Origin of the sequence: Paenibacillus sp. PastF-3, from assembly GCF_029893135.1 — a bacterium.
Taxonomy (GTDB): Bacteria; Bacillota; Bacilli; order Paenibacillales; family Paenibacillaceae; genus Paenibacillus_AQ; species Paenibacillus_AQ nitricinens.
On sequence record NZ_JARXWM010000001.1, the window covers coordinates 551,298 to 565,835 of the forward strand.

The 14,538-nt window shown below is 41.8% G+C and carries 11 protein-coding genes; 6 read left to right on the forward strand and 5 right to left on the reverse strand.

Annotated elements, in window-relative coordinates; genetic code table 11:
- Window positions 1–115: 115 nt before the first annotated feature.
- Window positions 116–1,675 carry a response regulator transcription factor gene (locus M2444_RS02635; protein WP_280786184.1) on the reverse strand — a complete coding sequence of 520 codons (1,560 nt, stop codon included), beginning with the start codon at window positions 1,673–1,675 and terminating at the stop codon, window positions 116–118.
- Entirely contained in the window at window positions 1,668–3,455 is a 1,788-nt protein-coding gene (locus M2444_RS02640) for a cache domain-containing sensor histidine kinase (protein ID WP_094874949.1), read from the reverse strand. The genes M2444_RS02635 and M2444_RS02640 overlap by 8 nt, the downstream gene beginning before the upstream one ends.
- Window positions 3,456–3,854: 399 nt before the next feature.
- On the opposite strand from M2444_RS02640, the gene M2444_RS02645 reads away from it, so the two are divergent.
- The 3 genes from M2444_RS02645 (at window position 3,855) to M2444_RS02655 (ending at window position 6,924) form a co-directional block, all read left to right on the forward strand.
- Window positions 3,855–4,490 (forward strand): glycoside hydrolase family 11 protein, encoded by a 636-nt coding sequence (locus tag M2444_RS02645; RefSeq protein ID WP_094868771.1) that lies wholly within the window; start codon window positions 3,855–3,857, stop codon window positions 4,488–4,490.
- 151 nt (window positions 4,491–4,641) lie between these two features.
- Window positions 4,642–5,442, forward strand: a complete 801-nt coding sequence (locus M2444_RS02650) for a formylglycine-generating enzyme family protein (RefSeq protein ID WP_094874950.1) — start codon at window positions 4,642–4,644, stop codon at window positions 5,440–5,442.
- 378 nt (window positions 5,443–5,820) lie between these two features.
- The gene (locus tag M2444_RS02655) at window positions 5,821–6,924 is read left to right on the forward strand and encodes a polysaccharide deacetylase family protein (RefSeq protein WP_280786185.1); all 1,104 of its coding nucleotides are present in this window, start codon (window positions 5,821–5,823) and stop codon (window positions 6,922–6,924) included.
- A gap of 97 nt (window positions 6,925–7,021) precedes the next feature.
- On the opposite strand, the gene M2444_RS02660 is transcribed toward M2444_RS02655, so the two are convergent.
- Window positions 7,022–8,104 (reverse strand): GntR family transcriptional regulator, encoded by a 1,083-nt coding sequence (locus M2444_RS02660; RefSeq protein WP_094868774.1) that lies wholly within the window; start codon window positions 8,102–8,104, stop codon window positions 7,022–7,024.
- A 262-nt stretch (window positions 8,105–8,366) separates the two neighbouring features.
- Here M2444_RS02660 and M2444_RS02665 point away from each other — a divergent pair, with 262 nt between their 5' ends.
- The 3 genes from M2444_RS02665 to araA are packed head-to-tail and all read left to right on the forward strand — an operon-like array spanning window position 8,367 to window position 12,143.
- Entirely contained in the window at window positions 8,367–9,974 is a 1,608-nt protein-coding gene (locus M2444_RS02665; RefSeq protein WP_280786186.1) for a xylulokinase, read from the forward strand.
- Window positions 9,975–9,990: 16 nt separating this feature from the next.
- A complete protein-coding gene (locus M2444_RS02670; protein WP_280786187.1) occupies window positions 9,991–10,686 on the forward strand; it encodes an L-ribulose-5-phosphate 4-epimerase in 696 nt (231 codons plus the stop codon).
- A 32-nt stretch (window positions 10,687–10,718) separates the two neighbouring features.
- On the forward strand, window positions 10,719–12,143 hold the full coding sequence (araA, locus tag M2444_RS02675) for an L-arabinose isomerase (RefSeq protein ID WP_280786188.1): 1,425 nt from the start codon (window positions 10,719–10,721) through the stop codon (window positions 12,141–12,143).
- A gap of 88 nt (window positions 12,144–12,231) precedes the next feature.
- On the opposite strand, the gene M2444_RS02680 is transcribed toward araA, so the two are convergent.
- Together M2444_RS02680 and M2444_RS02685 are read right to left on the reverse strand one after the other, a co-directional pair.
- A complete protein-coding gene (locus M2444_RS02680; RefSeq protein ID WP_280786189.1) occupies window positions 12,232–13,374 on the reverse strand; it encodes a family 8 glycosyl hydrolase in 1,143 nt (380 codons plus the stop codon).
- A 49-nt stretch (window positions 13,375–13,423) separates the two neighbouring features.
- A complete protein-coding gene (locus tag M2444_RS02685) occupies window positions 13,424–14,398 on the reverse strand; it encodes a glycoside hydrolase family 43 protein (RefSeq protein WP_280786190.1) in 975 nt (324 codons plus the stop codon).
- Window positions 14,399–14,538: the final 140 nt, after the last annotated feature.

Genomic DNA, 14,538 nt, shown 5'->3' on the forward strand with positions numbered 1-14,538 from the left:
TCCTTCGATATGCCATAATCATAATCTATAGAAAGTGTAGGAAACACCCGAATATTTCATATAAAAAACAGGGGGGAATCCGTCATTTTCGTAAGCGTTTTCTGAAAAAGTAAAATTAAATCAAGTTCTTTCTGCGGTAGTCTGAGGGAGAGATACCTTCAAGCTTTTTAAATTTTTCACGGAAATAATCCACATCGCTGAAGCCAACTTCGTTTGCGGCCTGATGGATTTTGTAGCCTTGAATTAATAGCTCCTTGGCCTTTTCCATGCGGACTTTATCCAGATAACTGTTAAAGGAATACCCCGTGCTGTTCTTAAAAAGCTTCCCCAAATAAGCGCTACTGTAACTGAATACATCCGCAAGCGTATCAAGCTTAAGATTCTCATTATAATGCCGATGGATGAGGTCCAGCATTCGCTTTAGGAAGACCTCCATATCGTCACGGGCAATATCTTTTGCATAATGCTCCAGAAGAGTGGTGGTATACCGTTGCAATTGAGGCAGAGAGGTATGTTTATATATTTGTTCAATTTGCTCATCCATGTCGTTGTGGAGAGGACTCTGCTCCTTATATTGAAGAGAGAGTTTATTTAGTAGATGAGAGACAATACGCACATAACGCGATTTCACGCTCATCTCGGAATAATCGGCGGTAATCATAAGCTCTCCAGCTTCTTGAATCAGGGTAAAGAGTAACGCACTGCTGCCAGTATCCATACAAAAAAATATTCGTTCCACAACGGACTCCAGCCTGTTCTCTATTTCCTCTGGACTAACTATCAGCTCTTTCTTTATTTTTATGGAATCCGGTCCAATCATCTCCGGTTCATCGTAGAAAAAATGCTCCTTCATCCTTGTAAGAGCAGATTGGTGGGAGACCGAGATATCCTCTAAGTTGTTCACCATATCACCTGCAGCGATGATACATTCAAGTCCATGTTCAAATACTACTTCCTGTATATTTTGAACCATTAATTTACGTACAAGCTCTTTCTGAAATGAGGGCTGCAGCAAAACTCCCAAATAAGAATCTAGCAACAATACTATGCCCCAGTCATGTTCTTCAAAACTATTTGTAAGTCTTGTCTTTATGACCGTTGAAGGTCCGTGGTCTGAATTGTCCTGAAGTAGCAGCCGAATTAGGACCACCTGATAGGAATCCCAAAGGAGTCCTGCTTCGCGTACGGTTGCCTCCAATATGGGTAAAGTCTGCATGCTTCGATCCAATAGCAAGGATTGAACCAGCATTTCCCGGCTCCATTCCTTAACTGCAGCCTGTTTCTTATGATGGGTTATACGTGCATGCAGCTCAATGGACAGATTTTCTAAGTATGACTGCAATTCAGCTTCATCCACCGGCTTGAGCAAATAGTTATCAATTCCAAAAAACATCGCACGCTTGGCATAGCTGAAATCAGCATAGCCACTGAGGATAATGATATGCATTTCAGGATCGAGAGCTCTCAGCTCTTCAACAAGCTCTAGACCATCTCTACCGGGCATACGGATATCTACGATCATTAAATCAGGGGAGTAAAGGTCATATTTATGCTTTGCCTCTAAGGCGTTCGCTGCGGAATCAACGACCTGATATCCAAGACTCTCCCAGTCTAGCAAAGCAACAAGTCCTTCACGAATCGCCTGCTCATCATCGACAATCAACACGCTATACATATGAATCACTCCTTAATGGGATTGCAAAGCTGATTTGCGTTCCAAATCCGATTTGACTTGTTAAAGTTAGCCCAAATTGCGGGCCGTAGGTCAGCTGGAGCCGTAAATGAATATTGCGAATCCCAATACTATTAGTTTCATAGTCATCATTATGATCTAGCATTTTGATAATTTCTTGTATTCGCGCTTTTGAGATACCGGCTCCATTGTCAGATACCTGAACCTTTAAATAATGGTCTTCTAAGCGGATTTCTACACGGATCATGCCGCCATCTATTCGATTCTCAAGTCCGTGGATGACACAATTCTCTACCAGAGGTTGAATAATCAAAGGAGGGATTTGTAAAGGGTTCGCCCTTGGGTCCACATGAAGCTCATACGTGAGTCTGTCATCATAACGGAATTTTTGGATGACTAGATAACAGCTTACGGTTTCAAGCTCACTTTGCAGACTGATCATCCCATTGCCAACCTCAAGGTTTTTACGCATCATTTTCCCAAGCAGTCGAACGACTTGAGAAATATCCGCTTGTCCCCTGACAAGGGTTTTCATTCGGATTGATTCAAGGGCATTGAAGAGAAAGTGGGGGTTGATCTGGCTGGCCATCATCTTGAATTTAATCTCATTTTGCTTAAGCTGGATCGCATTTTTCTGACGGTTGGATTCTTGAACCTCACTCATTAGTTCTTTAATGTTCCTTACCATATGATTAAATTGTCTGGCGAGCTGACCAATTTCATCCTTGCCGTCAATAACAAGCGTGGCTTCTAAATTACCCGAAGCGACCTTCGAAATATGCTTGCTAAGATGCAGTATCCTTCCAGTGAGTAGTCGGGAGACATAATAAATTAAGAGAATAGCCATAAACAATGCCGAAAGAACTACAATTGAAGCAAGGAAAATAATTTGGTTGGGCTCATCGACAATGCTTGCAACAGAAAAAATAGAGATGATACGCAGGCTGTTCGAGCTTCCGCCTGGCTGCCAGTGATCGATTACCATTTTGAATGGTTTACCGTCAATGGTTACATTGTGGGGACCTTGACCTGTAGCAGATAAGGTTATAAGGTCAATGTTCGTCAGTGATTTATCTTGTGTATCTACCCGATTGGAGGCGACAATATTGTCGTTCTCATCCATAATAAGTGTTTCAAAGGATTCCTGATTAAGGATAGCATTGAGCTTATTCGTATTTACATTCACAACTAGAACCCCAGTGGTTCTCTCCTTAAAAAAATTGACCTTTCGGATTAAACTTAGATAATAACGTCCATTACGGTTATCCCGTATATAATTCCAGCACACCAGTCCCCTTTGATTGAGCGCAGTTTGGTACCATTGCTCTTGTGTAACATTCTCGCTCGTCTGTAGAAACTCCCAGTTGTCTAGAATCGTTGGATTATCAATATACAAGCGGATGCTGGAAACTTCGTTGTACAGTCGGACAAAATCACGGAAATCAGGATAATTCCAGTAAGCTTCCACGACATCATAGACAGATTCATAATGATGATTAGCTACCTCTTCAAGTCGGCTGTCATTTGATAGACGGTAAGCGATGTCGATCGGAACGTTAAGCATTTCGCCTGTCCGTTTCTTCACCCGATCCACGTTAGCGGTAATCTGTTCCAGCGCATTAGCCATTGCCATATTCCGTAGTTCAATAGTGAGGAACAGTCCTACAATTAAGACCGGAATAAGCACAACACAGCCAAATGACAGAAATAACTTCGTTCTGAGTTTAAGATTATTCACTAGGGTGATGATACGAGCATACACGAATAAGAGCCACCTCCAGCAACAGAATGTTAACGCTTACATAAAAGTATATCGTTAAACGAACTTCCATTATATGTGATCATTTAGGGATTTATTGTCTTCTATTATGGAGTTTTGAAATGGGGGGCTCTGTCCTCCCTTTTTGTAAGCAACTGCTTTATATCCCCATTTACAAATACAAAAGAACAATACTTTTTGGGGTAAAACCTTTAATTTGAACAGATAAAATGTAAGTAAGCTATGATAAACTTCTAATTGAAATCGCTTACAATTATATAAATGGAAGGATGTGGGATACCAAGATTTTCACCAAACAACAAAGTAAACCTCAGACGATTGCTTGTAATATTAGAGGTCAGTCAAGTAGTATGTAGTCAAAAAAATCTTAGGAGGTAGATTATGTTTAAGATGAATAAGAAAATCTTGACTGTATTCTTCGCAGCAACTATGAGCTTTAGCCTGTTCGCAGCAACCACAAATGCAGCGACAGATTATTGGCAAAATTGGACCGATGGTGGTGGAACAGTAAATGCTACCAATGGATCAGGTGGTAATTACAGTGTTACATGGTCAAATACCGGGAATTTTGTTGTTGGTAAAGGCTGGAATACCGGATCACCTACAAGAACAATAAACTACAATGCCGGCGTCTGGGCTCCGTCCGGTAATGGATATTTGACACTCTATGGATGGACGAGAAACTCACTCATAGAGTATTACGTTGTTGATAGCTGGGGCACTTATAGACCAACTGGAACATTTAAAGGCACCGTGACCAGTGATGGAGGCACCTATGATATTTATACCACTACGCGAACCAACGCACCTTCCATTGACGGCACTGCTACATTCACCCAGTTCTGGAGTGTAAGACAGTCGAAGAGAGCAACTGGAAGCAATGCCGCTATCACTTTTAGCAACCACGTTAATGCATGGAAGAATTATGGAATGAATTTGGGTAGTAGTTGGGCTTACCAAGTGTTAGCTACTGAGGGATATCAAAGTAGTGGGAGCTCTAACGTAACCGTGTGGTAACCAATAAACAGCAGGCTCTTAATCGATGAAAGTAATAAGGACTGCCGGTCTCACAACCGGCGGCCTTATTTATTCCAAAAGATTACTTACATACTACTAAGATCATCGTCACGACTTATTATTTTCCTATCCGTTCAAAGGAGATAAATCAATGAGAAAACTATTGAGCTTCCTATTCATAGCAACAGTAGTTGTTATCAGCGCTTGCTCACAAGAAAAGCCTGAAACGAGTAATGACAATGTATTTGTAGAGGGAGGTGAAACCTTATCCAACTTTTATATTGGTAAATATGAGGTAACTCAAAAAGAATGGATCGAGGTAATGGGAAGCAATCCTTCAGAATTCAAGGGCGACAATTTGCCGGTTGAAATGGTTAGCTGGTATGACGTTGTTGAGTACTGTAATAAGCGGAGTATAAAAGAGGCTTTAAAACCCTATTACAATATAGATAAGAATAAGAAAGACACAAATAATAAGAGCGATAATGATATTATAAAATGGACCGTAACGATCAATGTGGGAGCTAATGGTTATCGCTTACCGACAGAAGCAGAGTGGGAGTATGCTGCAGGTGGAGGTCAATTAAGCAAGAGTTACACATACAGTGGAAGCAATAATGCAGATGAGGTAGCTTGGTATTGGAAAAATGCTGGAGATAAATACTTAACGGGTGAATGGAACTGGCCTATCATTGAAAACAACAATAATAAAACAAAATCCGTCGGTGTCAAAAAGCCCAATGAGTTAGGACTTTATGATATGTCTGGAAATGTCAGGGAATGGTGTTGGAACTGGTACGGGGACATGGGAAGTGATATCGGTTCTTTCCGGGTTGTAAAGGGTGGTGGTTGGATCGGCAACATCACAAACAACGAGATATCTTTTCAGGGCAAGTTTGAGGCAAATGGCATGGGACCTGATCAAGGTTTTCGTGTGAGTCGTGGTGAGTAAACGGCGGGAAGGTTATTTTCTTTTAAGTTTGGACTCCATGACAGTGATTAAAATGTTCTTACCAATAAGCTGTTTCCGGTACTCAACCGGAAGCAGCTTATTTAATTTCGTGTATTTCCAACTACAAAAGATCTAAACTTTTCACGATATAAGCTTTAGTTTATGCATATGAAAAAATTGGGACAATGTTAGATTTTATTGTTTCCGCTTACATTTATAAATATGGAATAAAAAGGAGGTTGGTCAAACGGGTTGCACAGCATCTTAGTAAGACTAGTTGCAGTACAACCAAGAGGAGGAAAGCAAATGAGACCAAAGAGAATGCGTTTATTTAATGGAAAGATTTGAAGAGGTAAAGTTGCTAGGAGGGATGAAAAGATGATTAGAGCCAACGTAATAAAATGGACGGCCATTGCGTCGCTAGTCGTATTCTTATTTACAGGCTCACTGACGATGACTGGTGACAAGGCTCTCGCAGCCGATTGTTCGAACGGCTATGTAGCATTAACCTATGACGATGGTCCGAACCCTAACAACACTGTAACACTACTTAATGCACTACAACAAAACGGCTTGCGTGCAACGTTCTTCAACCTTGGACAGAATGCCCAAAATAATCCGTCCCTAGTAAACCAGCAGAAGGCAGCAGGCATGTGGATTGGGAATCATTCCTGGTCTCATCCGCATTTGACCCAACTGACCACCTCACAAATGTCATCAGAGGTTACAAACACGCAAACGACACTACAGTCTATAACGGGCACGGCTCCGAAGTTGTTTCGTCCGCCATATGGTGAGACTAACGCAACTTTAAAGTCCATTGAGGCCCAAAATGGTCTCACTGAAGTGTTATGGAACGTTGACTCCCAGGACTGGAATGGAGCCAGTACCGCTCAGATTTTAAATGCTGTAGGTACAATGCAAAATGGCGACGTGATCCTTATGCACGATCAGTACCAAACTACGGTTCAAGCGATTCCACAGATTGCACAGAATCTCAAGAACCGCGGTCTATGCTCTGGTATGATCTCGACGAGCACAGGCCGGGCAGTCGCACCTGATAGCGGAGGTACGACACCTACTCCAACACCAACGCCATCATCTACACCAAGTCCTGGCACAAGCACAAAGATTGAAGCTGAAAACATGACCAAAGGTGGTCAGTATACTGCCAATATAAGCTCACCGTTCTCCGGAGTTGCTTTATACGCCAACAATGATTTAGTGAAATACACACAAAATTTCTCGAGCGGTACCCATAATTTTTCACTACGCGGGGCTTCGAATAACTCCACTATGGCGAGGGTCGATTTGAAAATTGGGGGAGTAACCAAGGGTACCTTTTACTTCGGGGGAAGCATTCCAGCCGTTTATACGCTAAACAATGTCAGTCATGGAACCGGAAATCAAGAGATCCAGCTCGTCGTAACAGCTGATAACGGAACATGGGATGCTTACCTTGATTATCTGGAAATCCAGTAAATATTTCACACATGAAAGTTGGAGACGGACTGCTTAATGTAGAGACAAAATGAAAAAAGCAACCTGCCAGCCATGACTGGTGGGTTGCAAATGTAATCTATCTCTCAACTACAGTCTCACCTTCAATTAACACAGGCTGATAATAAGTGTTGTTGGGCAGGTCTTTTTTTCCTTGTAGTTTCTTAATGACCCAATCTGCTGCATCTCGTCCCATGGCTTCTTGTGGGTGTGTCAAGGTGGTTAGTTTGATGTTCGCGTTTTTGGCAATATAAGAATTGTCTTGTCCAATAATCGATAATTCCTCCGGAATAGTGATTTCCAGCTGTCTGCAGGCATGGACCACTTCCAATCCAACCTCGTCGTTATAACAAACAATAGCAGTGAGCGTATCTCTATTTTTATTCAGAAAATCCTTCAAGTCTGTAGATAACGTCTGTTTTGTCTCCGTGTTGAATGAAAAAATCTGCTCAGGATAAAATCGTAATTTGGATTCTCCGAGCGCTTTAATATACCCCTTCATCCGATACTTTCCTTGTAAATCATCCATTTTTGCAATGAGTCCTATTTGGGTGTGGCCTTTGGTTATCAACTCTTTTGTTGCCAAATAGCTGGACTGCACGTCATCAAGACAAAGGTACGGCAGTTCTATTTCTTCATAAAAGGCATTAATCATTACTATCGGAATATCCTGTTCCTTAAAAGAGAGGTAGTAAGCAATATTGGGGTTATATAGATTGCTTTTCGTCGGTTCAATAATTAAACCATCTACACCGTAGGACAGCATCATTTCCAGCGCCTTTTTTTCTTGAGCAACATCGTTATTGGTACTAGCTAATAGTAAAGAATAATTATCCTCATTTAGCCGACTCTCGATCCCACGGATAATGGAAGGAAAGATATAGTCGGAAATGTAGGTCGTGATTACACCGATTGTCTTCTTATGGGAACTCCCGCCGGTCTTCGAACGATAGTGGTTGCTAACATAAGTACCAGACCCTTTTTCGCTTCGCAGGAAGCCTTCATTGGAAAGTTCTAAAATTGCTTTTCGAACAGTCTGCCGGCTAACTTCATACATGGACTGTAAAGCAGACTCAGTAGGGATTTGTTCACCAACATTGTAATCTCCCGAAAGGATTTTGCTTTTTATGTCATCTAATATCAATTGATACTTTGGTTTCATGTAATTCCTCTTTCCATACTTGTTCGCTAAGTTATTCGTGTATTTGGTGAATTTGTATGTACAAATTATAGCATGACTGCGAAAAAAATAGAAAGGGGCTCTTTTTTTATACAGTTAAATCATTATTATCTCCACATTTGTATGTATATATAACAATTTAATTGACAAATGTACGTACAAAAAATTATACTGTAGCTGTCAATTAAGAAAGTTAATTCTTATCCTGACCGTTTAAAAAAGCGCTCTCAGAGAGGTGACAAACGTGATATCGAATCGATTAAGCATCGAACAAGCGATTAATAAGGGAGAAACTTCGCTTGGTATTGAATTTGGGTCCACGCGCATCAAAGTTGTACTTATTGATCATTGCTTTCAAACGATCGCTTCTGGAAGTTACGAATGGGAAAATCAGTTGAAGGACGGTTTTTGGACGTACAACTTGGAAGATATTATCAAAGGTCTGCAAGACGCATATCGCGAGATGAAGGAAGAAGTTGCACAAAACTACGGAATCACCCTTCAAACGGTTGGCTCAATCGGTTTTTCTGCAATGATGCATGGATACATGGCTTTCGACGAGCACAATGAACTTCTTGTTCCATTCCGGACTTGGCGTAATGCAACAACAGGTAAGGCTGCCAATGCATTGACTGATCTGTTTGGGTTTAATATTCCAGAACGCTGGAGCATTGCTCATCTTTATCAGGCGATTTTGAATAAAGAAGAACATGTGCCACAGATCCGTTTTGTTACGACATTATCAGGATATATTCATTGGCTATTGACTGGAAATAAAGCACTTGGTGTTGGGGATGCTTCGGGCATGTTCCCTATTGATGAATCCACACGAAATTATAATGAATCGATGATACAGCAGTTCGATGAGCTTGTTGCAAGCAAAGGTTATCCGTGGAAGACCAGTGATCTGTTTCCTAAGGTGTATGTTGCAGGGGAGCAAGCAGGTGTATTAACCGAAGCGGGAGCTAAAATTCTAGATCCATTGTTACATTTACAGGCAGGCATTCCGCTCAGTCCTCCAGAAGGAGATGCCGGAACCGGGATGGTGGCAACGAATAGCGTAAGAAAACGCACCGGAAATGTTTCTGTAGGAACCTCTGTTTTTGCCATGATTGTGTTAGAAAAAGAACTTTCCAAAGTTTATCCGGAAATCGATATGGTTACTACTCCGAACGGAAGTCCAGTGGGCATGGTTCATGCGAATAACTGTTCAAGTGACCTCAACGCCTGGCTCGGGTTATTCCGCGAGTTCTATGAAGCCATGGGACACAAAGTGGATGCAAATAAATTGTACAACGTGCTTTTAAATAAAGCTTTGGATGCAGATCCTGATGCCGGAGGCTTACTAAGCTATGGTTATCTCTCAGGAGAGAATATTACTGGGTTAGAACAAGGTCGTCCGCTATTTGTCCGCTCGCCGGAGAGCAAATTCAATCTGTCCAACTTTATGCGTACGCATCTATTCAGCGCCTTTGGTGCTTTGAAAATTGGAATGGACATTTTGACGAAGGAAGAGAATGTAGCCATTGATAGTATTTTAGGCCACGGCGGCTTATTTAAGACTCCGGTAGTGGGTCAAAAAATAATGGCAGCTTCAATGAATGTTCCTGTATCCGTAATGTCGACAGCCGGTGAAGGCGGTGCATGGGGAATGGCTATTCTTGCCGCTTACATGATGAATAACAATCAGGAAGAAAGTTTAGAAGACTTCCTCGATCAAAAAGTGTTCAAAGATGTTAAGGGTGAAGAAATTCATCCAGAGGAAACCGACATTAAAGGATTTGAAACCTTTATCGAACGTTATAAAAAGGGTCTGGCGATCGAGCAGTCCGCTGTTGACAATTTAGTGTGAAAATGGAGGTGGCAAGATGTTAGAACAACTTAAAGAAGAGGTTTTTCAAGCCAATCTGGAATTGCCGAAACAAGGACTTATTAAGTATACATGGGGAAATGTAAGTGCGATTGATCGTGAAAGTGGATTATTCGTAATCAAACCTAGTGGTGTAGACTATGAAACAATGAAAGCCAGCGACATTGTTGTTGTTGATCTCGATGGGAATGTGGTTGAAGGGGATATGAGGCCTTCATCTGATACACCTACTCACGCAGTGCTTTATAAGCATTACTCTGAAATCGGCGGAATCGTGCACACGCATTCTACTTGGGCGACCATCTGGGCTCAAGCAGGACTAGATGTTCCTGTCATGGGAACGACGCATGCAGATACCTTCTATGGTTCCATTCCTTGTGCGCGTTTCTTGACGCAAGAAGAAGTCGATCGTGGTTACGAAGCGGAAACGGGTAATGTCATCATCGAGACTTTTGAACAACGCGGGATAGATATTATGGCGGTTCCTGGTGTTTTGTTAAAAGGCCACGGACCCTTTACGTGGGGAAAAAATGCGAAATCGGCGGTAATGAACAGCGTAGTTTTGGATGAAGTATCCAAAATGAATTTATATGCAAGAGAACTGAACCATTTTGCAGAGGAATTGCCACAACGTATTCTAGATAAACATTACTTGCGCAAACATGGAAAAGGCGCTTATTACGGACAAAAATAATAAAACTACAAAATGACGAAAAGAGGATGAATATGTCAACAGCGGTAGCAAAAGAATTTTGGTTTGTCGTAGGTTCGCAACATCTTTATGGGGAAGAAGCATTGGCTGAAGTTAAAGCACACGCACAAACGATGACAGATGCTTTGAATAAAAGCGGAGTTTTGCCTTACCCACTAGTATTACAGGATTTGGCTATCAGCGCAGATAAAATCACCAACATCATGAAAGAAGTTAACTACCGTGACGAAGTTGCCGGTGTCATCACTTGGATGCATACGTTCTCACCTGCAAAAATGTGGATCCGCGGAACTAAGATGCTGCAAAAGCCTTTGCTTCATCTAGCTACGCAATATAATGAAAGTATTCCTTGGGCAACAATTGATATGGACTTCATGAATCTAAACCAAGCGGCACATGGTGACCGTGAATATGGTTTCATAAATGCACGGTTGAACAAACAAAACAAAGTGGTAGTAGGTTACTGGGAACGTCCTGAAGTCCAAAAGCAAATTGCAGAATGGATGGACGTAGCGGTTGCTTATAATGAAAGCTTCAATATCAAAGTCGCTCGCTTTGGTGATAACATGCGTAACGTTGGCGTAACCGAAGGAGATAAGGTTGAAGCCCAAATTCAATTTGGATGGACTGTGGACTATTTTGGTATTGGCGATCTAGTGCAAATTATTAATGATGTTAAAGAAGAAGAAATCGACGCTTTGTTCGCTGAATATGCGGAGCTGTATGAGTTTGATTATGGTACTAACAGCAAAGAAGCTTGGGAAGCTAGCGTAAGAGTTCAAGCAAGCTATGAAATCGCTATTAAACGTTTCCTAGACCAAGGTGGTTATAATGCCTTCACGTCAAACTTCGAAGATTTGCATGGCATGAAACAACTTCCTGGACTTGCTGTTCAACGTCTAATGGCACAAGGCTATGGTTTTGCTGGGGAAGGCGATTGGAAGACTGCAGCACTTGATCGTTTGCTTAAAGTGATGAGTCATAATCAATCCACCGGCTTTATGGAAGATTACACATATGAATTGACGGTTGGACAAGAATCGATCCTTCAATCCCACATGCTTGAAGTAGACCCTACTTTGGCAAGCAACAAACCAAAAATCATCGTATCACCGCTAGGTATTGGTGGTAAAGACGATCCAGCACGTTTAGTATTTGATGGTAAAGCAGGAGACGGTGTCGTAGTTTCCATGGCTGACTTCGGTACTCATTACAAACTTTTGATCAATGAAGTTACTGCTTTTGAACCAACTGTTCCAGCTCCAAACCTTCCAGTAGCTCGTGTCCTTTGGAATGTTAAACCAAACTTCCAAGACGGGGTTAAAGCATGGATCGAAAATGGTGGCGGTCATCACACCGTTGTATCATTAACTCTTACAACAGACCAAATTATTGCTTACGCAAAACTTGTTAACTTGGAATATGTAGTTATTAAATAATAATAAAGCTCTATGTATCTTAAAATAGTAAAAAAAAGAACCTTATCAAAAGGTTCTTTTTTTACGTGAAAATCAACTTATCATTCTTTCAATAAATGCGATAATTTCCACTAAGGGCCAGTAAACTAAAGAAGTACAGACAGTTATCATAATAACGACGTTGTCCGGTGCGCAAAGGCGTATTCCAAAACAAACGGACAAAATGCTCTGCCTCCGGGGCATTAGAAGCAAGGGAAGCCATGGCGTTGGTCGCCAAAAGACCTACCGGATGCAGCGCCAGTTCGTCGAAGGGCTGTCCCTCAATGGTATACCGCCGGTAATCGGAAACTTCGATATTCCTAAAAAAAGCTTGAATCCGGTTACATTGATCGACCTGCCAGCTGTCTTTTTGGAACCAAGCCCAGTCTAAACCGATATTAGCCGCTACCCTGTAGGCATCACTGAAAAAATGGCTGAAATCACCATGCGGCTGGGGTTCTGCCGGGGTTCCGTTAAAATTAGCATATTCGGGAGCAAGGCCAGTTATAGGATGGCATGTAGTGTGTAGATATGTGCGGCTGGCTTCCGCCGCTTCTCGCCAAAACATATGGTCATCTTCATCCGCCCACAATGCGAACAAATCATAGAAATGGGGGAGATGGTAAGATGGATCACTGAAGGTGGCTTCCGGTACGAATTTAATCAATTTCGTTTCCGCATCCCACATTGAGTCACCAGCGCCTATTTCAGTTTTATGTACACAAGCACGCAATATCGTTCGGGCCTGCTCAGAATAATTATATGGTTCCAGACCGTTCCCCCAACGTTTTGAGGCAAAAAACAGGGCCATGGCGAAAAACTCTTCCCCGTCCGGTGCAGGTCCATGAGAGATCCTTGTACCGTCAGGCTTGCAGTGCCAAGCAAAGTAATTGGCATAACGACCTTCTTTGTGCTGCATAAACGTCTTTGAGAAGTTCCATAAACGATCAAACTCATCTTTTTTATTCATTTGAACGGCCATCATCATCCCGTACGACATTCCTTCTGACCGTACGTCTAGATTACCTGTATCCAGAATATAGCTTTTATTCTCGTCCTGCGGATAGTAGATTCGTACGTTCGGATCTCCATAAAATAAATCATTCCAAGTTATATCAATTTTAGCGTTGATTTCATCTTCAGAGAAGCCAAGCTCCTTAAATAAATTTCGATATTCCCCCGTATAAAAAGCACCTTGTTGTGTTATTGACATCAGAATCCCCTCCAGTGAACTACAGCATGCCGCCTATTTCATTAAAAAACTAAGGATGGATAGTTTGAATAGTGCCGTCATCGTTGTATTTCAGCTCCGTATATTTTACAGAACGCTTATTGTCAGCTCCACCAGACAAAGAACTGTCATGATAAAATAGATACCATTTCTCTTTAAACTGAACAATAGAATGGTGTGTTGTCCAGCCCAGGACGGGTGAAAGTATTATTCCTTGATATACATAAGGCCCAAACGGATCTTTACTGATAGCGTATACAATATTATGGGTAGTTCCCGTGGAATAAGAAAGATAATAATATCCGTTATATTTATGTACCCATGGACCTTCAAAATATCTTCTCTCTTCATCTCCAGCAAGAATCGGATTTCCGTTCGAATCGATGATGGATATTTCTCTAGGTTCACCTTCAAAGCTCATCATGTCCTCGCTCAGCTCCGCCACGATAGGTCCAAGTGCTGGCGCCGTCTCAGCCGGGCCTTCGGCATCCGCAACAAATGAGCCAGTTTGCCATTTTTCAAGTTGACCGCCCCAAAGACCACCAAAATAAATATATGATTTGCCATCATCATCAACGAAAACAGTAGGATCAATGCTATAACTGCCGGGAATATAGTTTGGTTCAGGTGTAAACGGTCCGGAAGGTGAAGCTGAGGTAGCAACCCCGATTCGGAAAATATCGTCATGGTCTCTGGCTGGGAAAAACAAATAGTAGGTATTGTTTTTGTATGCTGCATCCGGAGCCCACATTTGCTGCTTGGCCCATGGGACATCCTTCACATGAAGCACTTCACCGTGGTCGATACAAGGGGAGCCCTCTCCATCAATAGATAGAACATGGTAATCCTCCATATTATATTGGTCACCGTTGTCATTAGAGATCATATCGTGATCCAGGTCATGAGAGGGATAAATATAAATTTTACCTTCAAATACATGAGCGGAAGGATCCGCAGTATAAATATGAGTTACGAGAGGCACATTGGGTTGCGCAGGCTTTGTCAAGTCATTTCCTCCTATAAAGTTAATCGCTTACAATGCTAATGGTATAAGAACTTTAAGGCTCTGTATATATAGCAACTATAGTTTATACCCCACAAAGTTTAGATGTTGCTTTCTTGATCTTGTCGAATCCTTACCCTCGT

Excerpts from the sequence above, each read along its gene's own strand:
- M2444_RS02635 (WP_280786184.1), bottom strand. The coding sequence starts at position 1,675 with ATGTATAGCGTGTTGATTGTCGATGATGAGCAGGCGATTCGTGAAGGA.
- M2444_RS02645 (WP_094868771.1), top strand. The coding sequence starts at position 3,855 with ATGTTTAAGATGAATAAGAAAATCTTGACTGTATTCTTCGCAGCAACT.
- M2444_RS02650 (WP_094874950.1), top strand. The coding sequence starts at position 4,642 with ATGAGAAAACTATTGAGCTTCCTATTCATAGCAACAGTAGTTGTTATC.
- M2444_RS02655 (WP_280786185.1), top strand. The coding sequence starts at position 5,821 with ATGATTAGAGCCAACGTAATAAAATGGACGGCCATTGCGTCGCTAGTC.
- M2444_RS02660 (WP_094868774.1), bottom strand. The coding sequence starts at position 8,104 with ATGAAACCAAAGTATCAATTGATATTAGATGACATAAAAAGCAAAATC.
- M2444_RS02670 (WP_280786187.1), top strand. The coding sequence starts at position 9,991 with ATGTTAGAACAACTTAAAGAAGAGGTTTTTCAAGCCAATCTGGAATTG.
- araA (WP_280786188.1), top strand. The coding sequence starts at position 10,719 with ATGTCAACAGCGGTAGCAAAAGAATTTTGGTTTGTCGTAGGTTCGCAA.
- M2444_RS02680 (WP_280786189.1), bottom strand. The coding sequence starts at position 13,374 with ATGTCAATAACACAACAAGGTGCTTTTTATACGGGGGAATATCGAAAT.